The sequence below is a fragment of the Idiomarina sp. MD25a genome (assembly GCF_001870515.1).
Taxonomy (GTDB): Bacteria; Pseudomonadota; Gammaproteobacteria; order Enterobacterales; family Alteromonadaceae; genus Idiomarina.
Genome location: NZ_MDGT01000002.1, coordinates 221,177 through 245,972, shown reverse-complemented (window position 1 = coordinate 245,972; position 24,796 = coordinate 221,177). Strand labels below are relative to the sequence as shown.

Here is a 24,796-nt window from a genome sequence, read left to right as displayed (position 1 = left end):
TCCCATAATATAAAACACGCAGCGGTAACTCTTTCGTATGCAAACAATTTTGGGCGCCAGCGGACAAATCGGTATCGAACTGGCACGGGCTCTTCACCGTAATTACACCACTGACATTCGTATCGTCAGTCGCAACCCAGCCAAAGTAAATCCAACCGATAGTACCTTGAGTGCAGACCTCTTGAGTGCCCAACAAACGGCGCGTGCCGTCGAGGGCTCATCAGTCGTCTACCTCACTGCGGGCTTGCCTATGGATACAGAACGCTGGGAACAACAATGGCCCGTGATCATGCGCAATGTCATCGATGCCTGCAAAGCACACGACGCGAAGCTCGTATTTTTTGATAATACTTATATGTATCCGCAAACGGCCGAACCTCAAACTGAAGATATTCTCTTCGAGCCTCGCGGTAGAAAGGGTCAAGTGCGCGCAGACATCGCCCAAGAGTTAATCTGTGCGCAAACAGAAAAAGATATCGTTGCGCTGATTGCACGCGCACCGGAATTCTACGGACCCGAGAAAACTCATAGTATCACTCAGTCGACCCTAATTGAGCCGCTCAAACGCGGTAAAAAGGCACGGGTCTTTTTAAGGGATGACACACAGCGCACCCTCATCTACACGCCAGACGCCAGTCGCGCCTTGGCACTGCTGGGCAATACGCCCGATGCCTTTGACCAAACTTGGCACTTACCTTGTGACGATAACCGTTTAACCTATCGCGGCATGGTTGAAACGATTGAAACGATCACACAAAAGCCCTGCCGCTACTCAATAGTGAAACCTTGGCAACTAAAATTGGCGAGCGTTTTTAGCAAAACGCTGCGCGACGCACAAGAATTAATGCCGCGCTATCAAGTCGATAACGTTTTTATATCCGATAAATTCAAGGCGCGATTTCCGGAGTTTTCAATTACCTCTTATCAGGAGGGTCTTAAAGCTTGTTTCGACTAACTCACCACTAAAACGGCAAAGGTAGTTTTGCCGTTCGCCCTCCATCCACAACCAGCACCTGACCTGTAATAAACTCAGCTTGCTCACTCGCAAGAAACGCCACTGCATTACCGATATCCTCGGGCTTACCGGTTCTTCCTAAAGGATGTTGCGCCAACAACTTTGAACGTGCTTTCGTCGGATTTGTTTGTGAGGCTATATACTTTTCACTCAGCTCCGTATCTATCCAACCAGGAGCGACTGCATTACAACGCACTCGATACTGGCCTAAATCCACTGCCATGGCTCGTGTCATGCCATGCACACCTGCTTTTGTTGTAGAATAAGCGATATGTTCTGGGTTTGCTGCCACCCCCTCGATAGAGCCAATATTAACAACGCTGGCATTTCTCTTAGCTTTTAACTGTGGCAATAATGATTTGGTTAAAAAAACAGGTGCGCGTACGTTTATAATTGCCATACGCTCCCACTCGGCTTCAGTCATATGCTCAAGGCTTTGCTCAAACATCATACCTGCGTTATTAACTAAAAGATTGGCACCGCCAAAATAGTCCTGCGCAGCCTCTGCTATCGTTTCAGTCGAGCCTAAATCGGATAAATCCGCTTCTAGCCAAGTCACATTAAAATTATGCGCGAGTTCATGGTCAAGCGCCTTTCGCTGAGCGACAAGCACTTTATATCCCGCGTCTAACAACTTTAGTGTGATACCACGACCGATGCCTCGCCCGCCTCCAGTAACAACGGCAACTTTCTCGTCTGCTTTCATAGGGAGCCCCAGATTATAAATAAGTACTATTCATTCAAGTTGAGGAAAAGTGATGCGTCAAATGACTCAGGAAGAGAAAAATTCCCCAGCACTTGGCTGGGGAGAACATTAGCCAGGGAGAGAGTTTAGGCCAACGACTACATATTAATGAAAATGATTGTTATTTGCAATATTTATTTTAGGCACAAAAAAAGGAGCTCGAAAGCTCCCTTTTGGATAATAGGTACTACTCAGCAGTCGTTACAGTACAACGATGTTTTCTGCTTGAGGACCTTTAGGGCCTTGAGTGATCGCGAACGATACACGTTGACCTTCGTTAAGCGTTTTGAAGCCATCGCCAGTGATTGCACTGAAATGAGCAAATACGTCAGCGCCGCCTTGCTGCTCGATGAAACCAAAACCTTTTGCTTCGTTAAACCATTTAACTGTGCCGTTTACTGTATTAGACATAATCGTAATCCTGATAAAAATAATATATTAAGCCGCCACGACCAATGCCATGAGCGGATGGTGCGGGTAAAAACGGAAATTTAAAACTACAGGACGAAGATTGACTACAAGTAATGCGACGTAGAGGAGGTTTAACTAACTTTCTTATCCAACGCCGCCTACACTACGCGAGTTTAAATATTAGTCAACGATTATTTTCAATTTATTGTAGATACCCACGCATACTTAAAACAAGGAGTCTAAAACGCTAATAAAAACTTTCTTGATGCTTTGAATTATCAGCTAGACGATATCGTTGATTAGCACCACCGTGTCTTTTGCAGTGAAGAAGAAGTTCAATCTAAGGGTTACAGTCGTTTCTGGTAAAAGCTAGCGGCTGGTGAGTTTTTCTCTGGACGTTTCCAGCGTATTGATAGCTTTGGTAATCCCGTTTGGTTAGAGGCAACCTACAACCCTGTTCATAATGAAGCCGGTCAACTCTACAAGGTGGTTAAATTCGCCTCGGTAATTACCGATCAGGTTAAACGAGAACAAGGCATGGCTGTGATTCGAGAAACCATTGATGCTATGCGCGTGTTAGCACAAAAAATTGAGCAAACCAGTCACCACATCGCTGAACTTAACACTCAATCAACGAAAGTCACTGAGTTAGTCGACAGTATCCAAGGCATTGCCGCCCAAACCAACCTCTTAGCACGAGGTTGATGAACACGAAGCGGTGCTCGCGGCGGTGATGGCTGGCATAATAGCAGCCACCATGACCGCAGCCTCAATAGCGGCCACCGCTTGTTTTGCCGCGGTAGACACCATTTCACCCTTTTCTAGCTGCTCAATGCGCTTTTTGCGCTGTTTCAGTTCTTGCTTAGTGAACACTTGCGGCAACAGCTTAGCGCTATTGGCTAAAGCGACTAAAATCGCCACACGCGGTTCAATCGCATCATCATCACTCATCACAGCACTGCGCATGCCTTCACGTATTTGCTGTTCGGGTTCTGGATTAAGCTCGGGATAAACGCGTCGCTCAAACAGCCATAAAACCTTTTCCTTTTCTGCTGCGACGATATGAGCGTCCGCCAAACTCTGGGCAACTTTGTGTTTTAAATCTTTAAGTTGGCCTAGCTTTTGTACCCAGTCCTGTAGCTTACGTTGTCGCTTAGCAGACTTTATTTGACCCAACGCTTCGTCCAATAACGCATCATCGGTACTGGCTTCATCCACAACCGACACTTTATTTTTATTATCCGCTTCAATCGCAATACGCTCATGCATCAAAAGCTCTGACAAAAGCGCGGCTGCGGTTGCATATTCTACATAGGCACCGTTCATGGTGCCGCGCTCTTCACTCAACGCGAGTAACATAACGGCTTGGTACAGACGAATTGTATTTGCCATAATCGACCTTAATAATTTTGGTTATTGATAATAGCCCCATAAATTCACATTGAGCAAATTTCCACTCGTGCCGACTAAAACTCCTTCTTGCGCAGCGCCTTCTTTTGTCCCTGTTGTTTTTTACTTTTCAGGCGTTTCTCTTTTGCCGATCGACTCGGTTTAGTCGCGATACGCTTTTTCTGCACATAAGACACACTGCGGATTAAGCCAATTAGTTGCTCAAGCGCCAACTCACGGTTGCGCGCTTGGCTGCGTGTTTCCTGCGACTTGATGATGACTTTCCCACTTTGGGTAATGCGATGATCGGACAACTTAAGTAAACGCTGCTTATAAAAATCAGGCAGTGAAGATGCCTGAATATCAAAGATCAACTGTGCCGCGGTAGCGACTTTATTGACATTTTGGCCACCTGCACCGCTTGAGCGAATAAATTGCCACTCGATTTCATGGTCAGGGATTTCAACCCGTTGAGATATCTTTATCATTAACTTCTTCAGTGTTTTGTCAGAAGCATAAGGTTAAGCGTCTTAAACAGTAGGCACAAGTTAAGCAGTAACGACACAGTTTTTACCCGTTCTTTTAGCCGCGTAAAGTTGTTTGTCAGCACGTCGAATCGCACTGCGGCTATCGTCATCGTGCTGGATAGGCGCAGCTCCCATACTTAAACTCAAACATGAACGATCCGTTTTGGTGTACTGGTGTGGAATATTCAACTCAATCACCTTTTCACGCAACTCATTAAGTTTGCTTTCAAGGTCATACGCAGAGGGAACAATCATTGCCAGCTCTTCGCCACCATAGCGATACACTTTGAGGGGTGTATTACTGCGTAGGCACTCTGCTATCTCCTTGATAGCGCTATCGCCCGCCTCGTGCCCGTAGTTATCATTATAGGCTTTAAACTCATCAATATCTGCAATCATCAAATGATACGGCTTACCGGATGAGATAGCCGCGTCCAAATCACGATCAAACGCCCGGCGATTAAATAGCCCCGTTAAACCATCCATATGAGCTAAGGCATCAAGCTTTCGATTCGCTTCAGCTAACTCCGCTGTGCGCGATTCCACTTCACGTTCCAGCTCGTCTTGCGCGGCAATAAAGCGTGATGCCATGGTTTGAAATGCCTTCAACGCCTGTTTTACTTCGCCTCGCGCCTTAATTTTAGTCGTTTTATGGGTTTGTGCTTCTCGGTAATTGCGCTGCCCCATCAAAGAAGCGACTTTGGCAACTTCTTGCAAAGGTCGGCTGACTTCGCGTTGAATGAGCCAGTAACTCATCAGTAAAATCAGAATCACCAGCCCCACGCCGGCACCAACAAGTTGTAACGGCAACACGATCGCCTGGTTGCGCACCTCAGCAAGCGGGTATGTGGTAATGTGCCACCAACCTGGGCCCGGCAGCTTATTGACGAATAGTAACTGACCTTCCACTTCGCCACTCAAAATAGTGGGTGTCTCTGAAAAGCCTCTATCAACCACCAACTGACTCAACTGCTGATACAAAGGTTCGCTGTAGGTTTCTGAGGTGAGTGTCGAACGCGAAATAATAGCGTCTTGCGTGACATTAGATGCGGCAATCAAGTCGCCATTATCATTTAAGACCACATGCTCTGCGTTAGGCCGTTTCTTTTTAGTTAAATCGCTCACTAAACTACTGAGCACCACATCAAAACTCGCATTTGCGAGATGTTTACCCGCCAGGTCGACAGGCTTTTGATACGTAATGGTCAGTACATCGGCTGAAATATCATAATAAAGCCCGGTCCAGTTAGGTTTTCGCTCGGGGTTATTGACCTGCAATGTCGACCGCACAACCGAATAATCCGTCATCACCAAGTCTTTGTCTGCAAGCAGTCCCCACGGTGATTCGGTTGAATACATTAATAAAATATTTTCGGGCATCGAAAAGTGTGAATTCGACACCTCATTTTGCCAAGCGGGTCCGAGTTCATTAAGTGTATATTGAGCCGCAATCACGCGTGACTTAAGTTCGTCATCTAACGCAACGTCACGCTTGCCTAAAAAAGCGCTCAAGTGTTGAAAATATTTACCGCCTGCGGTTACGCCTCGGTCAAAGCTCGGTTTAAGCCTCAAGACGCCGGGCGAGGTTTTCTCATACCAGTCGTTAAACTGCTCAATGGGGCGCGACTCATTACGCATCAGTTTGTAATTCGATAGAAACTGCTGTGCCAGAATGTCACCGTTTTCTTCTACGTGATTAAAAAAAGCTTCGTTACGCTCAAGCGCGGGTGCCAAATCTTGTTCCACCAGTCCAATGACACGTTGTCTTGCATCATCATAAGCGACTTGAAATGTAATTGCCGACGCAATAACAACAATCGAAATTGCCCAAATACTGATTTTAAACAGCAAGGCATTGGTGAGCTTTTCGCGTTTTTTTATACGTCGGTGTTTTGTTCTTCTTTCCAAAATCATTCGCTTTTTTAATTATAATTGGGCGTGCATGTTTAAACTTTATAATATTTTTTAAGAGTGTTTACTACTGTATCCGTCTGTCTGTTTTTGTTCACCCATTCATTATTGAATCATCAAATACAATGCGTTGTTGGTCTCAGTGATGTAGAATGCGTCCTTCTTATCCCTTGTTTAGGTTGCCAATTTATACATGACTTTTTCTGATCTCGGACTTTGCCCTGAAATTCTTAACGCCCTTACACGCCAAGGTTATACTGAACCCACTCCTATACAAGCACAAGCAATCCCAGCCGTCATGGCCGGTAATGATGTGATGGCAGCGGCTCAAACGGGCACCGGCAAAACTGCAGGGTTTACCTTACCGATTTTAGAAATACTCAAAGGCAATGAGCGTGCAAAAGCCAACACTGCGCGCGTGTTGATCCTCACCCCCACCCGCGAACTAGCTGCGCAAGTGGGTGAAAGCGTTGCCAACTACGGTAAAGACTTACCGTTAAGTTACGCCGTTGTCTTTGGGGGGGTAAAAATCAACCCGCAAATGATGAAGCTACGTAAAGGTGTGGATATTCTCGTCGCAACGCCTGGGCGTTTGCTCGACCTTTACCAGCAAAATGCGATTCGCTTTCCACAGCTCGAAACGTTGGTATTAGATGAAGCCGACCGTATGCTCGATATGGGCTTCATCCATGACATCAAGAAAATCATCAAGTTACTCCCCGCAAAGCGCCAAAACTTGATGTTCTCTGCAACGTTTTCGGATGATATTCGCAAACTCGCCAAAAGCTTAGTAAACAACCCGGTAGAAATTTCGGTAGCACCGCCGAATGCCACGGCCGAGCGTATCGAGCAAACCCTATATGCTGCCGAAAAAGCGCATAAACCGCGTATGTTGATGCAGATCTTGCGCAATCTCAACTTGCCACAAGTGATTGTATTCTCGCGCACTAAACATGGTGCGAACCGGCTGGTTAAACAACTTGATAAAGACGGCTTTTTAGCTGCCGCGATACACGGCAATAAGAGCCAAGGCGCGCGCACCAAAGCATTAAGCGATTTTAAATCAGGTGCGGTGCAAATATTAGTGGCAACCGACATCGCTGCACGTGGATTAGATATCGAAAAGCTACCCTATGTAATTAACTACGACTTGCCACAAGTGGCGGAGGATTACGTTCATCGTATCGGTCGAACAGGCCGTGCGGGACAAGTCGGTCACGCCATCTCCTTGGTGATGGACGAAGAATTTAGAACACTCAAAGCCATTGAAAAGCTGATCGGTCAGCCCATTGAACGTCGCACGCTTGAGGGATTTGATGAAGTCGAACTGACCGGCAAAACACCTCCACCGAAGCGCGAGCAACGTCCACCACGTAAGTCACGTGGTGCGCCGAGTGACAAACAAAAAAGCCCTGGCCGTGCTAAGCACCGACGCCAGGGCTCGAACAAGTCAAGTCAACGCTAGTTAGAATTGATAACTGACCGATGCCGAGTAGTTAGCCGGTGCGCCGTAGAAACCCTGCGCCCAGTACAAGCTATTTAAATACTTCTCATCGGTCACGTTATAACCGTTGACGCGCACAGCAAGTTTATCCGTCACCTGCCAGCTTGCCATCAACCCAAGTAAGCCATAAGACGGCTGGTGCGTCACGATAGTCTCACCTGCATTGTCATAGGCAGGACCGACAGTGCCTTGCACACGTGAGGTCGCATCTTTCCACTGATAAGTCGCGCCAACACGCACGTCTGGCAAGCTTTGGAACTGATAGGTCAGCGACGTTCTGAACATCTTTTCAGCCGTGTAATCCTCAACCAATTGATCGCCATCAACATCAAATACGGTTGCCGACACTTGACCTTGCAGACCCGTGAAAAGTTCGCCAGCGAGTTCAAGCTCCACACCTTCGCTGGTAATACCCTCAGCCGCACGATAGACCGGTTCAAGTACGCCCGTTGACGGGTTTTCAGCGTCACCATCACCCACCGCAAGGTTCTCTTGTTTAACGTGGAAATAAGCGGCACTCAGGAGTGCTTTATCACCAAACAGGTCGGCTTTAATACCAATTTCTGAGTTCTTACCTGTCAGCGGTTCCAAACGCTCGAAGTTACGGTTCACCTCAGACTGAGCAAGAAACGTTTCGGTATAAGAGGCGTAAGTGGTAATCGCGTCATTCACCGCATACGTCACTCCGACATACGGAATAAACTGCGCGTCATCACGTGACTGATCAACGCCGTAGCCAACACCGTCGGTTTGAAAATCATTGTAGCGACCGCCAAGCAATACTTTAAAGTCGTTGGTCAACGCTAATCGTGCTTGCGCGTAAACGGCTTTTTGCGTGTTATCGATAACACTTCCATCCCGTCCATCAGTAAACTCAGGGAACGGTGTATTGCCATCCCAGTCGGCAAGTGAAGGCATCGCAGGGAAGCCATTACCGGTGTGGAAGTCGTACAGAGAAACATCAACATAATCTAAGCGCGAGTAGTTAGCGCCAACAACGACCTCGTGCAATTGGCCCCAAGCCTCAAAAGTACCATTGGCGTAAACATCAAAGGTATCTTGCTTGTCGTCTAAGTCATACTCACTGCCATACCCGACGAGACCAAGCCCCGTTTCAGGATCCAGCCCGAGCTCAGCATCGCCAAGATAGGTGTAAAACAACAGGCTATCTTCATCGGTACGAACGCGGTTATACACTGCACGCAAGTTCCAGTTGTCGGATAATGCTGTTTCAACATCAATAAAGCTGCGGCTTTCGCTTACTTCCCACTGCGACCAATCCGCCGCAACGTTGGTAGATTCATCATAATTTGTCGGCGTGCCATCACCGTAATAAAGCGTCAATGCGCCCCACATGTTGCCATCGGTATGGCTCTTATGCTCGCTATGACCCACGGTCATCATGGTGTCGTCGGTTAGAGCAAAATCAAAAACACCGTAAAAGACCTTGGTGTCGTTTTCGTAACGGTCAAGATACGACTCGCCATTATCCGCCGCTGCAACCACACGACCACGCACACGATCCGACAACTTCCCAGACGCGTCGATTTCTAAACGTTTGTTACTCCAAGAGCCCAGGCTACCCTCGACACTAATTTGTGTTTCCGAAGTTGGGCGTTTGCGCACCATGTTGACGGTGGCTGCGGGGCTACCGACACCGGTCATAATCCCGTTCGCGCCATGGATCACTTCAACGCACTCGTATAAAGCCGTATCAATTCGTCCATGGGTGTTACTGTTCACGAGCGGCAAGCCAACGCCATCAATCTGAAAGTTATTCAGTTCAAAACCACGCGAGGTGTAGTAAATACGATCGGTTTCGACATTCTCAACGTTAACCGCTGAAGCACTGTTCAATACGGAGTTGATGTCATCCAGACCAAAATCTTTGATTTGCTGCTGGTTAATAACCGTAATCGACTGCGGTGTTTCTTTTATGGTCAAACCGAGCTTAGTCGCACCTTCTGCTGAAGAAGACTTATAGCCCTCCTGCTTTTCACCAGTGATCTTTAGACGCTCAATCACCTGTTCAGTCTGTTGCGGTTCTTCCGCTACGGCATAGGTGCTTGTTAATGCACTCATCACGCACACAGCTAACAAAGATTTTTGCATTTTCATGGGGTTCCTCAAAATCAGTCTCGTTTAAGTGCGCACATCATAAATGAAAACGATTCGCGTTTAAAGTTTAATTTAAGTCTTATGCTGTAACGCTTTAAATAGCCAGGTTCCGCCTCAAAATGCTATCGTTAGACCAAAATCACATTTGAATCACGCCTGCTATATGACAATCGATGACTTGCCTTACTCACAAGCATGTGAAAACAACAAACAGCCTATTCTTGAGATATTGAACAGTGCTTTAGCCAACAGCCAGCGCGTTCTTGAAGTCGGCAGCGGCACGGGTCAACACGCGGTGTACTTTGCCCAACACCTGCCCCACTGCACTTGGCAGCCGACGGATCAAGCGCATTATCTGACAGGACTGAATCAACGGCTCGATAAACAAGCCCCTTCTAATGTTTTGCCCACGCAAGTCTTTAATGTATTTGAGGATCTGCCAACCGGTGACTTTGACGCCCTGTTTACTGCGAACACCTGCCATATTATGCCCGCGGCCGGCGTAGAGCGTTTATTTGCATTGCTTAGTGCTGAGTTAAGCAGTATTCAAACCGTCTGTATTTACGGCCCATTCAACGAGGGTGGCGAGTTTACTTCACAGAGCAATCGCGCATTTGATGAAAAGCTAAGGGCGCGCGACCCCGAGATGGGCATTCGTGACAAAGAATGGATTCAAGACCTAGCTAGGCAGGCGGGCTTTACCCATGCGCAAAGCCACACCATGCCTGCTAATAATCAACTATTAGTGTTTCGCAGAGATAACCTAAGCTGATTAATAACTAAATATTTTACTTTGCCCATTGAAAATAAGAATGATTATCAAATACAATACAAAGAATAATCATTCTTATTTACCGCTTATTTAACTAGTAGGGCAAAATATCTAATGAACATGTTTACTAAAAGCAGTATCGCTTTAGCCATTGCGAGCATGACACTCTCCTCTACTGCTTTCGCGCAACAAGACACTGAAACGAAAAACTCAGATCCATCAGAAGACGTTTCTGAACATATTGAAATTACGGGTAGCCCGCTTGATCGAGCAACCACTGCAACAGGTTTACCACTCACATTGCGACAAACGCCTCAGTCAATCTCAATTATCGATCGCACCTTTATCGATGGTTTTGCGTTAGACACCGTAGCCGATGTCATGCAATTTGCACCGGGCATACAAGCACAACAGGCCGAGACTGATCGCTTTTTCTTCCGCTCGCGAGGCCGTGATGTAACTAACTTCCAGTTTGATGGTGTGCCTATCGCTTATAACAGCTTCTTTAGCGAAGCGCTCGCAGACTCGGTTATTTTCGAACGTGTTGAAATCGTTCGTGGAGCAACCGGTCTACTGACTGGTGCAGGCGAACCCTCCGCGGCCATCAACCTGATTCGTAAGCGTCCAAAAGCTGAAGATGGCGGCTATGCCAGCTTGGGGATTGGTTCATGGAGCAATTACCGCTTTGAGGCCGATCATTCGCAGACCTTGTCAGAAACGGGTAATGTCAAAGCGCGTGTCGCGATGGCTTACGAGGAAGGCGACAGCTATGTTGACCTATCAGAAAAAGAAAACGCACAAATTTATGCGGTAGTAACCGCTGATTTAACCACTCAAACACGTTTAACCGCCGGTGCAGATTACAGTGAACGCAACCCGAAAGGTAGTATGTGGGGCGCACTACCTTTATTTTATTCGGATGGCACCCAAGCGGACGATCTGCCAGTAAGCACCACCACAGCATCCCCTTGGAACCGTTGGGATCGTCAAAGCACAAACGCGTTCGTACAAGTCGAACACGCCTTTGATAACGGCTGGGATGTTCAGTTTGATGTTGAGCGTCGAGAAGGAGAAATGGATGGCTACCTGCTCTACTTCTCGGGTTTTCCCGACAAAGAAACCGGCACAGGTTTAGGTACCTCGCCTAACCACTATGTCGCTGACCGTGAACAAACATCTGTACGCTTCTTAGCATCGGGGCCATTTGAGCTGTTTGGACGTGAACACCAGCTCACTGCCGGCGCCCTGCACTCAAAACAAACCGTTGATTCAGTATCATACGGCACTAATGACCCTATTACGGTCCCGAGTATCTTTGACTGGGGTAACGGTGTAGAGCCCGTTGACTTTAACCAAACACCGAATTACAGCACCTTTGAGTCGTACAAGCAGCAGGGTATCTACGCGGCTGCACAACTGAGTCTGACTGATGAACTCACGACCATCATTGGCAATCGTTTAACGACTTACGAAACAACCGTAGAGTCACCCTTCTCACCGAGTGACTTTAAGAACTCGGGCGTGAACACCCCTTACTTCGGCATTGTTTACGATATCTCGGATATTATTTCGACTTACGCAAGTTATACGGAGATCTTTAAGCCTCAAAGCGCCATTGATGCAAACTTTGAGCTGGTCGGCCCCGTCGAGGGCTCCAACACAGAAATCGGTATAAAGGGTGACTTCTTTAACGAAGCACTTACCGCTAGTTTTGCAGTCTACAAAGTTAAAGAGGATAACTTAGCCATCACTGATCCCGATGCTGCAGAACCATTACCGGGCACCAACATTTATCCGTCAATAGGTGTCGCTGGTGCAGAAAGTGAAGGTTATGAGCTTGAGTTAAATGGAAAACCCAACGACGCGTTAAACATCTTTGTAAGCTATACGCACAATGAGTCAACGGATCGTGACGGTTCGGACTATGCCCCATTCTTGCCAGAGAACATGATCAAAACCAGCGTGCTATTTCAAGCGTCTGATGCGTTAAAAGTGGGTATTAACGCGAATTGGCAAAGTGATATCTCGAACCCTGACATTGGTCCTAATGGTGAAACATTTACTCAGGACAGCTACACCGTGGTTAATGCAATGGCAAGCTACCAACTGACACCTCAGTGGGACTTAAGCTTCAACGTCAATAATCTCTTTGACGAAAAATATTACTCAAGCATCGATTTTTATAATCAAGGCTTCTTCGGTGCAGAACGTAATTTTGAGCTGTCTGTGAAGTACGCTTGGTAAATTGTCGCTAACGTAAACACCGCGCAGTGCGCATAGGCACTGCACGGTGTTGGATTAGTCAGCAACGAGTTAAAACGCTAAGCAAATCTTGCCAAAGTGCTTGCCCGACTCTTCGTAACGGAATGCGTCAGCCAATTCTTCAAGACCAAAAGTCTTGTCGATAACAGGTTTCACGCCATTGGCTTCGAGCGCGCGCACAAAGTCTTTTTGATCATCGCAACTGCCCACGATAAGCCCTTGTAAGCGCGCTTGTTTGGCCATCAACTTAGCCGTTGGGACTTCACCCGCACTACCGGTTAATACACCAATTAATGCGATATGGCCGGCAATGGCAACGGCGTTAATTGACTGCGGTAACGTACCAGGGCCACCCACCTCAATAACGTGGTCAACACCGCGTCCATCCGTCAGCTTACGAACCGTTTTACCCCAGTCAGGATCGTCTTTGTAGTTAATAAGATGATCGGCACCTAATGCTTTATATTTCTCGAGTTTCTCGTTCGATGATGAGGTCGCGAACACCGTCGCACCCAGACTTTTCGCGAGCTGGCACGCAAATACCGAAACACCGCCACTACCCAGTACCAACACCGAGTTGCCTGGTTTAATGCCGCCGTCGACGACCAACGCGCGCCAGGCGGTAAGACCCGCCGTAGTTAGCGTTGCCGATTCAGCATGGCTATAGCCTTTAGGTTGGTGAGTAAAAAAATGAGCCGGGCGCACGACCACTTCACGGGCATACCCATCGATACCATCACCGGGCGTTTGCTTAAAGTCACCCACAGGCGCTGGACCACTTTGCCAGTAGGGAAAGAACGTAGAAACCACAGGTTCACCCACGGCAAACTCTTCAACACCCTCGCCCACGGCCTCGACAACGCCCGCACCGTCTGACATCGGGATGCGCCCATCTTCGGTTGGAATAAACCCAGCGGCAACACCATAGTCATGAAAATTCAACGAGCTGGCTTTAACCCGCACGCGGATTTCTCCCGCCGCGGGCTGACCCGGGTCGTCCAATTCAGTAACCTCGATATTATCTAAACCAAAAGGGTCTTTAAGTTTTAGCGCTTTAATCTTGTCCGTCATGTTCGTGATCCTTTAATAAAGGTGAGTACTGAATTGTAGTTTTGATAGCGAAGAATGGATCAGCCTGTGCCGTCTTTAGCTCAATCCTGATGTAAATCAATTTAATCTGTTTATTTATTAATTGTTTATGATGTATGTATTGACTAATTTTTAACCGCCCACCATATTCAAATAATACTCCTGAATACAACAGGGACGCTTAATGAGCAAAGTTATTGTCGTTGGTGCCGGATTGGGCGGCGTTTCAGTTGCTTTTGAGCTACGCGAGAAGCTATCAGCAACCGTTGATATCGAAGTGATTCATGAAGGCACTGAATTTAACTTCGTGCCGTCAAATCCATGGGTCGCGTTAGGTTCTAGAACACGCGAGCAAGTCGTCCTCCCCATTGCGCCGATATTCGATAAACATCACATCGGATTTAACAGCTCAGGCGTAAAACAAATTGATGTGGAGCACAAACGACTCACCCTCGGTGATGGCAGCCAAAAAGACTACGACTTTTTAGTTCTTTGTTCGGGACCCAAGCTCGCCTTTGAACAAATTCCTGGTGCTGGTCCAGAGCACGGCTATACGCAATCGATTTGTACCGTTGACCATGCAGTAAAAGCACATCAAGCCTTTCAACGACTCATCGACGATCCAGGCCCCGTATTGGTCGGAGCACTACCCGGCGCGAGCTGCTTTGGTCCCGCCTATGAGTACGTGCTTTCGTTAGAGTATGAGCTACGTAAACGTAAAATCCGTGACCGGGTGCCCATTACTTTTGTTACCCCAGAGCCGTATATCGGTCACATGGGGCTAGGCGGTGTTGGCGATTCAAAAGGTCTGATGGAACATCAGTTTCGAGAGCACGGAATAAAATGGGTCTGTAACGCAAAAGTGACAGAATTCAAGCAAGACAAAGCATCCCTTGAGGTCATCAACGACGACGGCAGCATCAAGTCCCAGCAACAGCTACCGTATCACTTAGCGATGTTTCTTCCCGCCTTTAAAGGTTCGCCGGCCATCGCCGAGGTCCCCGATTTGTGTAACCCCAAAGGCTTCGTTAAAACCGACAAATATCAACGCGCCCTCGCCTATCCAGAAATTTATGCCGCCGGTGTTTGTGTCGCCATCGCACCTATTGAAGAAACCCCGGTGCCTGTAGGCGCCCCCAAAACTGGCCTCATGATTGAATCAATGACCTCCGCTATTGTGGCGAATATCCAATCGACCTTAGCAGAGCAACCTGCAACCACAGAGCCCACACTCAGTGCATTATGCCTGGCTGATATGGGCAATACGGGTATGGCATTTTTAGCGGTACCACAAAACCCTCCACGCAACCAAAACTGGACAGGTTCCGGACGCTGGGTGCACTGGGCAAAAATAGCCTTTGAAAAATACTTCTTCCATAAAGTGAAACATGGCACCAGCGAGCCGGTCTACGAACGCGTTGGCATGCGCATGCTAGGTGTTAGCCGGTTAAAACCGAAAGATTAGATTCGGCGTGACTAAAAACTCGAACCCGGTTGCTGAAGAAATGCCAACTCCTCAGTGGTTGGGGAACATCCGAGCGCCTCATTTAATGGGCAAGTAAACGTCGGTGATCATTTCACTCTCTGAGACGTCAGGGAAAAAGCTTATCCGTTCAAAGTAAATCGGAAAATCTCTGATTTCATGACCTGAATCCGCTAGCCATTGCGTGTACAGAAAGTTCACCACAATACCTATCGCGTCATCGCTGCCCGTATGTCTCACTCGCGCACACTTGCCGGCAGGAATAACACTATCGATAACACCATAGTCATTGGGTTCAGCGGACTGCTCTATGGAGCAACACAGATCAAAGCGGTAGTCTTCCGGCGCCGTCGTATTAGGGTCATCATAAACCAAATTGAACGTTCGACTTTTGCCCGGTGGAAGTCGATTCAGCTTGCGCCACTCTATAAACTTTTGAATCGTTTGCCCCAACCGATTTGGGGCGCCACGATGAGGCACCACAGCAATTGCAATTTCATCAACGTCAATCACATCGACATCAAAGTTATCGGTGTTACTCATTATGTTGTTCCTTAGCGTTAATATGGGGTCGTATTGAGCGTGCCAAGGAGCCCAGTTCGGTATCAAGGTGTGTTTCTATGTAGTTGATCACTTCCAAAAACCGACGTTGATAGTTCGTCATACCGCACATTCCCCACTCAGCAGGTCATCATTAAAACCCAACTGAGGTTGTCAGGCTTGATTAAAATTGCTCAATTCACAACGTTCGGTTGATACGCTGTTGCCATAGTAGGTTGCCATCTAGATAAAGTGATTAACTAAACCCATACATCATTCGCCGCCGTTTTACTATCCTCTTCGTCGCCAGTATTTACCACGCCACGCGGTTCAATTAGCAACACGTGAGCTTCATGCTCAGCATAGGGTTTGTGCTCGACACCTTTAGGTACGACATACATTTCACCCTCGGATAACTCTACGTAACCGTCTCTAAAATCAATACGCAACTGGCCCGCAAGCACAATAAAAGTCTCATCGGTATCTTTATGATCATGCCAAACAAAGTCGCCCTGCAACTTGACCACTTTAAATTGATAATCGTTCATCTCTGCAATGACCTTAGGCGACCACTGTTCGTTAAACAGACCTAGTTTTTCTTTAAAGTTGATAGCGTTGTGTGGCATTTGAGTTCCTTATTAGTTTGATTCATTGGGCTAAGCCAGCCGAGTCCCATTGGGTACATCCCTATCCACGGTCGACAGAACGACAGAGCCATCAGCTCGATGCAGTCCGGTCACTAAACACTCCGACATAAACGGACCGATTTGCTTTGGTGGAAAGTTGACGACCACTAACACCTGCTTACCGATTAGCTCATCCGGTGTGTATAAATCAGTGATCTGCGCGCTCGACTTTTTAATGCCAATTTTGTCACCGAGGTCGACCTGTAACTTATAAGCAGGTCTACGCGCCTCCGGAAAAGCTTGAACATCGACAATCGTACCAACACGAATATCGACTTTTTCAAAATCAGCCCAATTAATAGATTCCATAAGTCGCCCTCAGTGATTTTTCCAATTACGTACTGATGAGTTGGGTTAATTACGCATCATTGTCTGCATTTACCAAATGTAGCTTTAAACCACCCGTATATTTAACAATGTAGTTGTACAGCAAAAACACGACTGCAAATGACAGGTAGGCGAGAATAAACATCAGTATCGGGGATAACAACAGTAGGCCGATTTTCCAAACTAAACCTTGCACGGAAATTGAAATAATGTAATCAAAGGAAATGGTCGTTTGAATGCCGAACACGAGAGCAATAAAACCAAATACTGATATAAATAAATTGATTATCAATGCGACAGCAGCAAGTACTTTTGCGCTTTGTTTAACGTCGATTTTTTTGAGCTCATACTCCATTATAATAAACCTTTATATTAATGCCCTGCTTTCCAAACTATCTGTTTATACATACTTTGACCAGTTAAAAATCGATAAATCCATCCTCGCGCCAAAGGCGCGAGCTACCCATTGGCACGAGCTACATTACCCCAACCCTTTTTCCAGAAAATTAATCGTTTCATTAACCGCTGAACTGGCATATTGACGGCTCGCAAATAGTAAACTGACCGGCGTAGGCGGCGGCATATAAGCACTTAAAATTTGTATGAGTTCGCCACTAGTGATTAAATCAGCAACTGAATACTGAGGTAAAAAGCCAATACCCAGCCCCTTTTGCGCAGCCTGTCGCGTAGCGCGATTCTCATCACTAAAAAAGCGCCCTTTTACCGTTATCGGGATCTCTTTTCCAGAGCGATAAAAGCGCCAGCGACAACCCAAAGCCGATGGATTTCGAGGAATACACCAATGCGCCCCATGTTCTGCTGCTAACTCCTCGGGCGTACTCGGCTCACCAAACCGCTTGAGGTAACTAGGTGAGGCAACGGCAATATGCTGAACAGGTTGAAGTCGCCGATAATACAGCGTCGAGTCGCGCAACTCGCCAAAGCGAATAGCAATGTCGACATCTAGCTCTTTGAATGCAATCACTTCATCAGACAAGGTAAGGTGAATATTGAGTTGAGGATAAAGCGATAACAGCTCTTCAATTTGTGGTGCCACCTGCGCTGCACCAAAGTTGACCGGCGCAGAAATCGAAACCGTGCCCTTGGGTTCAGATTGATACTCACCCATGTGCTCCTCGGCTAACTGAGCCTCAGACACAATCACCCGACAATGACACAAAAACAGCTCGCCCTCGCCGGTCAGTGACAATCGGCGGGTCGTCCGTTTGAGTAACTTAACCCCCAAATGAGCCTCTAAACGGTTAACCGCCTTACTCACCGCGCCTTTGGTAATACCAAGTTGCTCCGCCGCCCGCGTAAAACTGGCGGCATCAGCAACCGCAGCAAAGGTCGCCATATCCGACAAGCGCTCAAACATTGCGTCTCCTCAATATATTCAGCAACAATCAGCGCATTTATTTTGCTTACCTCGGCATATCGCATCGTCATAGCCATGCGGCTTAATCATCGGCTGAGGCGGCGTAACATCGACCTTAATGTAGCCTTGCGAAAACATCATCCCCCGCGACATCTCACCTAATGCGCTGATCAGTTTTTTACGATTAAACATAGTTTTGACTCCTGTGATAAGTGACAGGAATCATTTTATTGTTTAAGTATGAGGGATAAAGTGGGCTTATGGAAACTTATTGTTTCCGGAGGATGGTTAATGGGCAATATTGTTAAATGGGAATATTCTGGGTGTTGTATTTTTATGCAGAGGAAAGACCAGCCAACTTCAACAGTGACATCATTGCCAGCCGTGGCATAATGACTACAAATAATGGATAACAATAACGCTTAGAATTAGGTTGTACGGGGACGTTAATAACAATGACAACGATTAGCCAGGACAGCATCAACAAAGCACTTTGGAACGCTTGTGACACCTTTCGCGGTACGATAAATGCCGGAACCTATCAAGACTTTCTTCTGACCATGCTTTTCCTTAAATACATCTCGGATGTATGGCAGGACCATTACGACCAATACGTAGCCCAGCATGGTGATGAGCCTGAGCTGATTGAAGAAATGATGAAGAGCGAACGCTTTGTGTTACCGCGTGATGCTAGCTTTTACGCGCTCTATGACCGTCGTTATGAGCCGGGTAATGGCGAGCGTATTGACCAGGCATTACACGCAATTGAAGAAGCCAACGGCACCAAGCTAAAAGACGCTGGTAAAAGTGTGTTCCAGGACATCAGCTTTAATACCGATAAGCTCGGTGAAGAAAAGCAGAAAAACGATATTCTGCGACACCTGCTCGAAGACTTCGCCAAGCCAGAGCTTAACTTAAAACCGAGCCGCGTTGGTTCACTGGATGTTATCGGTAACGCGTACGAGTATCTGATTAAACACTTTGCCGCTAGCGGCGGACAAAAGGCCGGTGAGTTTTATACCCCACCTGAAATATCCGACTTAATTGCCGAATTGCTCGACCCACGCCCCGGTGACAGCATCTGTGACCCTGCCTGTGGCTCCGGTTCTTTATTGATGAAGTGTGGCCGTAAAGTTATCGCGAACCATGACAGCAAAGAGTATGCCCTGTTTGGTCAGGAAGCCATTGGCTCTACCTGGTCGTTAGCCAAAATGAACATGTTCCTCCATGGCGAGGACAATCACAAAATTGAATGGGGCGACACCATTCGCAATCCTAAGTTGCTGGATAAAAACGGCGACCTCATGCTGTTTGATATCGTAACCGCTAACCCACCCTTCAGTTTGGATAAATGGGGCCATGATGACGCTGAGAATGACAAATTCAGCCGTTTCCGTCGTGGCGTCCCGCCAAAAACCAAAGGCGACTACGCGTTCATTCTGCACATGATAGAAACGCTTAAACCCGGCAGCGGGCGTATGGGCGTAGTTGTGCCACACGGCGTATTATTCCGAGGCTCGAAAGAGGGCAGAATTCGTCAGCAACTGATTGACGAAAATCTGTTAGACGCCGTTATCGGTTTGCCCGAGAAGCTCTTCTACGGCACCGGTATCCCAGCAGCTATTTTAGTTTTCAAAAAGTCTAAATCAGACGAGAGCGTGTTATTCATCGACGCCTCGCGCGAATTCAAACCCGGTAAAAACCAAAACCAGCTAAGCGACGACAACATTCAGAAAATCGTCAATACCTACCGTAGTCGCGAGACTGTCGACAAATACTCGTACCTGGCAACACTCGAAGAAATTCAGGAGAACGACTACAACCTAAACATCCCCCGCTACGTCGACACCTTTGAAGAAGAGGAGGAAATCGATTTGATGGCGGTGCGAGCAGAACGCCAAAAGCTAAAAGCTGAACTGCATCAGCTAGAAAGCCAGATGGAAGAATATCTGAAGGAGTTGGGTTATGGTGCCTGAAGGGTGGAACACTCGTAATTTAGGCGACCTTATAACGTATAAGAAAGGATTCGCTTTCACATCCACTGATTATAATGATTCTGGCGTCAGAATTATTAGAATTTCAGATACGACTCGAGACTCAGTGCACTCTGAGAATCCAGTCTATATACCGAATGAAGTCGCAGCTAAACTAGATGCTCACTTACTTTCAACTGGAGACATCCTGCTTACTACAGTGGGTTCTCGCCCCCACCTGATTGACTCTATGGTGGGTAAAGCAATCAGGGTTCCCTCAGCGGCGTCAGGAAGTCTTCTTAATCAAAACTTAGTAAAACTAATTCCTATTGAGGGCCAAGTCACCAATGAATATTTATTTGAGATACTTAGAAAGCCTAAATTCCGTCATTACATTTCAACTCTAGTTAGAGGTAACGCTAATCAAGTTTCAATCTCTTTGTCTGACTTGTTCAAGTACAAAGCTTTAATGCCAAACGTCAGGGAACAAAAGAAAATAGCCCAAATCCTCTCAACCTGGGATAAGGCCATCACCACCACCGAGCAACTGCTCGCCAATAGCCAGCAGCAGAAAAAAGCCCTAATGCAACAACTGCTCACGGGCAAAAAGCGCCTGTTGGATGAAAATGGTGTGCGGTTTAGTGAAGAGTGGCTACGCAAAATATTTGGAGATATCTGCAGTTTTTATAAAGGGTACACATACAAGTCCTCTGAATACTCAACGAGCAAGACGCAGTATGGTTTTTTAACTTTAAAGAGTATCGCAAGAGGTGGTGGTTACAGCGAGTCCGGCATTAAATTCTTGCTAAACGAAGTAGATGAACAATTTGCAATTAGCGAAAATGATCTGGTTTTTGCAGTTACAGATTTAACCAGAAACGCAGAAGTTGTTGGCGCTCCAATATTAGTCCCTCGATTACCATTTTACAAAACCTACATATCAATGGACTTGATGAAGCTCGTTCCTCATAAAAGCATAGACAAAAGATTTCTTTTCCATCTTTTGAGGCTCAAGAAAATCCGAAATTTCATGAGAGCAAGAGCAAGCGGCTCGACTGTCTTACACTTAGATGTTAAAGGCTGTAAAAAATTAGAACTAAGCATTCCAGCCATACAAGAACAAAAAAAGGTTGCTTCTGTTCTAGACTCCGCAGATGTGCAGATTAATCTATTAAAAAGAAAACTTGACTACCTAAAGCGAGAAAAGAAAGCCTTAATGCAGCAGCTCCTTACCGGCAAACGCCGCGTGAAAATTGATGATGAGATAGCATGACGGAGCTGAGTTGTTCGACTTTCCCGAGCAACTTAATCTGGTAGCTTATTTTTTGATTTAAAAATAATAAAAGCGTCTGTTGCCATCAGGCAACAATACGCGGAGAAGACAATGGAACAGTTTGCCCCCAAATTTCAGGAAGAATACGCCGCTAAAATACCGGCCATGACGCTATTAGCCGGTTTGGAGTGGTCGTTCTTATCACCACAGGAGGCATTAGCGCTACGTGGTGGTAAACAGGACCGGGTGGTGCTGCGTGAAGTATTACGTGATGTGCTGAGAGAGCGTGCCTTTCATTACGCCGGTAAGAGCTATCCGCTATCCGAAACCTCCATTGACAATATCATTTCGCATCTATGCAGCCCGGCCCTAAATGAAGGGTTACGTCACGCCAATGAGGCGATTTATAATCATTTAATGTACGGTATTCCGGTGACGGAATTCGTTGACGGTAAAAAAGTGACGCCAACCGTCTCTATCATCGACTGGCAGAACCCGGACAACAATCTATTCCATTTTACCGAAGAATACACCGTAACGCGTGCCGGTGGCTTTGACAGTCGCCGACCGGATCTGGTTTGTTTTGTAAACGGTTTGCCGCTGGTGATCATTGAAGCCAAACGCCCGGACGGTAACGCGCAAAGAGGCCCAACGATAAACGAAGGCATCTCACAGAGCCTGCGTAACCAGCGCCCTGACGAAGTCCCTCACCTGTTTGCGTATTCTCAACTGTTGTTGTCGGTTAATGGCATTGATGGGCGTTATGGCACCGTAGAGACACCGGAAAAGTTCTGGGCCGCCTGGAAAGAAGAAGACATCAGCGACGCTGAAATGTTGGCGCTAAAGAATAAGCCGCTGGACGATGCCACCCTTCAACATCTATTCGACCACCGTGATAAGCGCGACCTCAGTTGGTATCAAAACCTGATTGCCGGTGGTGAGCTGATGGTAACGGGCCAGGATAAACTGCTGATAAGCCTACTGTCGAAAGAGCGCCTGTTCGATATGGTGCGCTACTTCACTATTTTTGATAAAAAAATCGGCAAGATTGTAGGCCGCTACCAGCAAGTGTTTGGCATCAAACGTTTGCTTGAGCGTATTCAAAAACGCAACAGTAAAGGCGGTCGCGAAGGCGGCGTTATTTGGCATACCACAGGCTCAGGCAAGTCCTTCACCATGGTGTTTTTATCCAAAGCGCTGATTCTGCACGACGAGCTAAAACAATGCCGCGTGATAGTTGTCACCGACCGTGTTGATTTAGAAAACCAGCTCTCGAAGACCTTTGCTTCCGGTGGCGAGTTGTCGAGTAAAAAAGACAAAGAAGCGGCAATGGCCACATCGGGTAAGCGCCTAGCTCAGCAGATTGGTAAAGGCAATGAGCGCATTATCTTCACGCTCATTCAGAAGTTTAACTCCGCCACCAAACTGCCCGAGTGCCATAACGACAGCCCGAATATTATCGTGCTGATTGACGAAGGCCACCGCAGCCAGGGTGGCGAGAACAACATTCGCATGAACCAGGCACTGCCAAACGCCTCCTTTGTAGCCTTTACCGGTACACCGCTGTTAAAAGACGATAAAACCACCAATAAATTCGGACCTATTGTTCACGCCTACACCATGCAGCGTGCGGTCGAAGATAAAACCGTGACTCCCCTGCTCTATGAAGAGCGTATACCCGACCTGGATGTGAACGAACGCGCTATCGACGCCTGGTTTGAGCGTATGACGGACGGCTTAAGTGACGAGCAAAAAGGTGATTTAAAGAAAAAGTTCAGCCGCCGGGGTCAGGTGTATGGCACCGACGAACGAATTAAGCTGATTGCGTACGATATTGCTCATCACTTCGACAAAAACATCGATGAAGGTTTAAAAGGCCAGCTGTGCTGTGACAGCAAGGCCTCTGCCATTAAATACAAAAAATATCTGGACGAGGTTGGCCTGTTTGAATCAGCCGTAGTCATGAGCTCGCCTGATACCCGCGAAGGCAATACTTCGGTTGACGAGAAAACCATGCCGGAAGTCACTAAGTGGTGGAAGGATCATGTCGGCTCATCAGATGAACAGAATTACACCAAAGCGCTGGTTGAGCGATTTGATAAAGATCCTAAGCTGAAGTTGTTGATTGTGGTTGATAAGCTATTAACCGGTTTTGATGAGCCGAAAAACGCCGTGCTCTACATCGACAAACCGCTTAAAGGTCACAACCTCATTCAGGCGATTGCTCGGGTTAACCGCCTACACCCCGACAAGAAATTTGGTCTGCTGATTGATTATCGCGGTATTCTGTCCGAACTGGATACCACCATAAAGGAATATCAGGATCTGGCTTCACGTACACAGGGCGGGTACGACATCGACGATATTGATGGCCTGTACCAGCAAATGAGTACCGAGTACAAACGCTTACCCCAGCTTTATAAAGAGCTCTGGGCGATATTTGACGGTGTTAAGAATAAATCAGACACCGAAGCGCTGCGTCATGCCCTGTTGCCGCGCATGGAAGAAATGAACGGCGAGATGGTCGATAGAAATCAGAAACGCCGCGAAGACTTTTACGAAGCACTCACAGCCTTTGCCACTTGCCTTAAAGTTGCACTGCAGTCGGCTACCTTCTTTGAAGATAAGAGCTTTACCGATAAAGACCGTCGACAATACAAAGAGACAGTGAAACAACTGTCCAGTCTTCGCCAAACCGTGCAACAGGATTCCGGCGAGCGTGTCAGTTACGACGAGTACGCTCACGAGGTGAAAAAATTGCTGAATAAACACGTCGTTGGTGTCGAAGTACGTGATTCTGAAGGCGTATACGAAGTCGGTAAAATGGGCCAGAAACAAACACCGGAAAACTGGAGCGAAGATAAAACCCGTAACGAAACCGATATCATTAAAACCCGCGTCACTAAAATGATTGAACAAGAGCTCGGTGACGATCCTTACGCTCAGGAAGCCTTTTCTAAACTATTGCGTGAAGCCATCGAAGAAGCGGAAAAGCTGTTTGACCACCCGCTGAAACAGTACATGCTGTTCCGCGAGTTTGAGGAGCAGGTACAAGAGCGTCGCCTGGATGATATCCCTGAACGGTTGACCGGCAACCATCATGCACAAGCCTATTACGGCGTGTTCAAAAAGCACCTACCTGAAGCGTTTACAGTCATGGATGAACAAGCGCAGGATAAATGGGTAGAAATTGCGTTTGATGTCGATAGCATCGTTAGCCAGTCCGTTGCGGAAAACTCGATTAACCCTAATAACATTGAAGCTGATATTCGTAAAAAACTACTGCCGAAGATTTTCGCGGAATGCAAAGCCGTCGGCGGCGGTATCGAACAGGCGAAAAAGATTGTCGAAGCCATTGTGCAGGTGGTTCGTGTTGGACAATTGGGTCATTAA

The 24,796-nt window shown here is 47.0% G+C and carries 23 protein-coding genes; 9 read left to right on the top strand and 14 right to left on the bottom strand.

Features of this window, described 5'->3' with window-relative positions; all coding sequences use genetic code 11:
- The first annotated feature begins 37 nt into the window (after nt 1-37).
- Nucleotides 38-955, top strand: a complete 918-nt coding sequence (locus BFR57_RS02450; RefSeq protein ID WP_071462466.1) for an NAD-dependent epimerase/dehydratase family protein — start codon at nt 38-40, stop codon at nt 953-955.
- Between the two features lie 7 nt (nt 956-962).
- On the opposite strand, the gene BFR57_RS02445 is transcribed toward BFR57_RS02450, so the two are convergent.
- Together BFR57_RS02445 and BFR57_RS02440 are read right to left on the bottom strand one after the other, a co-directional pair.
- Entirely contained in the window at nt 963-1,721 is a 759-nt protein-coding gene (locus BFR57_RS02445; RefSeq protein WP_071462465.1) for an SDR family NAD(P)-dependent oxidoreductase, read from the bottom strand.
- A 240-nt stretch (nt 1,722-1,961) separates the two neighbouring features.
- Nucleotides 1,962-2,171 carry a cold-shock protein gene (locus BFR57_RS02440; RefSeq protein WP_071462464.1) on the bottom strand — a complete coding sequence of 70 codons (210 nt, stop codon included), beginning with the start codon at nt 2,169-2,171 and terminating at the stop codon, nt 1,962-1,964.
- Nucleotides 2,172-2,708: 537 nt separating this feature from the next.
- Here BFR57_RS02440 and BFR57_RS12840 point away from each other — a divergent pair.
- Complete coding sequence (locus BFR57_RS12840; protein ID WP_171903924.1) at nt 2,709-2,876, top strand: hypothetical protein; 168 nt, start codon at nt 2,709-2,711, stop codon at nt 2,874-2,876.
- On the opposite strand, the gene BFR57_RS02435 is transcribed toward BFR57_RS12840, so the two are convergent.
- From BFR57_RS02435 to BFR57_RS02425, 3 genes are all read right to left on the bottom strand, one after another.
- Nucleotides 2,862-3,563: a GPP34 family phosphoprotein gene (locus BFR57_RS02435; RefSeq protein WP_071462463.1), complete on the bottom strand. Its 702-nt coding sequence runs from the start codon at nt 3,561-3,563 to the stop codon at nt 2,862-2,864. The two genes, BFR57_RS12840 and BFR57_RS02435, sit on opposite strands and share 15 nt — an antisense overlap.
- A gap of 74 nt (nt 3,564-3,637) precedes the next feature.
- Entirely contained in the window at nt 3,638-4,048 is a 411-nt protein-coding gene (gene arfB, locus BFR57_RS02430) for an alternative ribosome rescue aminoacyl-tRNA hydrolase ArfB (RefSeq protein WP_071462462.1), read from the bottom strand.
- 60 nt (nt 4,049-4,108) lie between these two features.
- Complete coding sequence (locus BFR57_RS02425) at nt 4,109-6,001, bottom strand: GGDEF domain-containing protein (RefSeq protein WP_071462461.1); 1,893 nt, start codon at nt 5,999-6,001, stop codon at nt 4,109-4,111.
- A 190-nt stretch (nt 6,002-6,191) separates the two neighbouring features.
- Here BFR57_RS02425 and BFR57_RS02420 point away from each other — a divergent pair, with 190 nt between their 5' ends.
- Nucleotides 6,192-7,463 (top strand): DEAD/DEAH box helicase, encoded by a 1,272-nt coding sequence (locus tag BFR57_RS02420; RefSeq protein WP_071462460.1) that lies wholly within the window; start codon nt 6,192-6,194, stop codon nt 7,461-7,463.
- Here BFR57_RS02420 and BFR57_RS02415 read toward each other — a convergent pair whose 3' ends face one another.
- The gene (locus BFR57_RS02415) at nt 7,464-9,620 is read right to left on the bottom strand and encodes a TonB-dependent siderophore receptor (RefSeq protein WP_071462459.1); all 2,157 of its coding nucleotides are present in this window, start codon (nt 9,618-9,620) and stop codon (nt 7,464-7,466) included. It lies immediately after the preceding gene.
- Between the two features lie 163 nt (nt 9,621-9,783).
- Here BFR57_RS02415 and BFR57_RS02410 point away from each other — a divergent pair, with 163 nt between their 5' ends.
- Nucleotides 9,784-10,392: a DUF938 domain-containing protein gene (locus tag BFR57_RS02410; RefSeq protein WP_071462458.1), complete on the top strand. Its 609-nt coding sequence runs from the start codon at nt 9,784-9,786 to the stop codon at nt 10,390-10,392.
- Between the two features lie 114 nt (nt 10,393-10,506).
- Complete coding sequence (locus BFR57_RS02405) at nt 10,507-12,636, top strand: TonB-dependent siderophore receptor (RefSeq protein ID WP_071462457.1); 2,130 nt, start codon at nt 10,507-10,509, stop codon at nt 12,634-12,636.
- Nucleotides 12,637-12,705: 69 nt separating this feature from the next.
- Here BFR57_RS02405 and BFR57_RS02400 read toward each other — a convergent pair whose 3' ends face one another.
- Complete coding sequence (locus BFR57_RS02400; protein ID WP_083404996.1) at nt 12,706-13,725, bottom strand: NAD(P)-dependent alcohol dehydrogenase; 1,020 nt, start codon at nt 13,723-13,725, stop codon at nt 12,706-12,708.
- Between the two features lie 202 nt (nt 13,726-13,927).
- On the opposite strand from BFR57_RS02400, the gene BFR57_RS02395 reads away from it, so the two are divergent.
- Nucleotides 13,928-15,208: an FAD-dependent oxidoreductase gene (locus tag BFR57_RS02395; protein WP_071462456.1), complete on the top strand. Its 1,281-nt coding sequence runs from the start codon at nt 13,928-13,930 to the stop codon at nt 15,206-15,208.
- Nucleotides 15,209-15,286: 78 nt separating this feature from the next.
- On the opposite strand, the gene BFR57_RS02390 is transcribed toward BFR57_RS02395, so the two are convergent.
- The 7 genes from BFR57_RS02390 to BFR57_RS12835 form a co-directional block, all read right to left on the bottom strand.
- Nucleotides 15,287-15,769 (bottom strand): GyrI-like domain-containing protein, encoded by a 483-nt coding sequence (locus BFR57_RS02390; RefSeq protein WP_071462455.1) that lies wholly within the window; start codon nt 15,767-15,769, stop codon nt 15,287-15,289.
- The gene (locus BFR57_RS12940; protein ID WP_290439320.1) at nt 15,762-15,890 is read right to left on the bottom strand and encodes a hypothetical protein; all 129 of its coding nucleotides are present in this window, start codon (nt 15,888-15,890) and stop codon (nt 15,762-15,764) included. The genes BFR57_RS02390 and BFR57_RS12940 overlap by 8 nt, the downstream gene beginning before the upstream one ends.
- A 136-nt stretch (nt 15,891-16,026) precedes the next feature.
- Nucleotides 16,027-16,392 (bottom strand): cupin domain-containing protein, encoded by a 366-nt coding sequence (locus tag BFR57_RS02385; RefSeq protein ID WP_071462454.1) that lies wholly within the window; start codon nt 16,390-16,392, stop codon nt 16,027-16,029.
- A gap of 30 nt (nt 16,393-16,422) precedes the next feature.
- A complete protein-coding gene (locus tag BFR57_RS02380) occupies nt 16,423-16,761 on the bottom strand; it encodes a tRNA-binding protein (RefSeq protein WP_071462453.1) in 339 nt (112 codons plus the stop codon).
- Between the two features lie 49 nt (nt 16,762-16,810).
- The gene (locus BFR57_RS02375) at nt 16,811-17,134 is read right to left on the bottom strand and encodes a hypothetical protein (RefSeq protein WP_071462452.1); all 324 of its coding nucleotides are present in this window, start codon (nt 17,132-17,134) and stop codon (nt 16,811-16,813) included.
- A 126-nt stretch (nt 17,135-17,260) separates the two neighbouring features.
- On the bottom strand, nt 17,261-18,157 hold the full coding sequence (locus tag BFR57_RS02370; RefSeq protein WP_071462451.1) for a LysR family transcriptional regulator: 897 nt from the start codon (nt 18,155-18,157) through the stop codon (nt 17,261-17,263).
- 18 nt (nt 18,158-18,175) lie between these two features.
- Nucleotides 18,176-18,349 (bottom strand): hypothetical protein, encoded by a 174-nt coding sequence (locus BFR57_RS12835; protein WP_171903923.1) that lies wholly within the window; start codon nt 18,347-18,349, stop codon nt 18,176-18,178.
- Nucleotides 18,350-18,612: 263 nt separating this feature from the next.
- On the opposite strand from BFR57_RS12835, the gene BFR57_RS02365 reads away from it, so the two are divergent.
- The 3 genes from BFR57_RS02365 (at nt 18,613) to BFR57_RS02355 (ending at nt 24,796) form a co-directional block, all read left to right on the top strand.
- The gene (locus BFR57_RS02365) at nt 18,613-20,133 is read left to right on the top strand and encodes a type I restriction-modification system subunit M (RefSeq protein WP_071462450.1); all 1,521 of its coding nucleotides are present in this window, start codon (nt 18,613-18,615) and stop codon (nt 20,131-20,133) included.
- Nucleotides 20,123-21,403 carry a restriction endonuclease subunit S gene (locus BFR57_RS02360; RefSeq protein WP_071462449.1) on the top strand — a complete coding sequence of 427 codons (1,281 nt, stop codon included), beginning with the start codon at nt 20,123-20,125 and terminating at the stop codon, nt 21,401-21,403. Before BFR57_RS02365 ends, BFR57_RS02360 begins: the two co-directional genes overlap by 11 nt.
- A 111-nt stretch (nt 21,404-21,514) precedes the next feature.
- Nucleotides 21,515-24,796, top strand: coding sequence for a type I restriction endonuclease subunit R (locus BFR57_RS02355; RefSeq protein WP_071462448.1), 3,282 nt, complete (start codon nt 21,515-21,517; stop codon nt 24,794-24,796).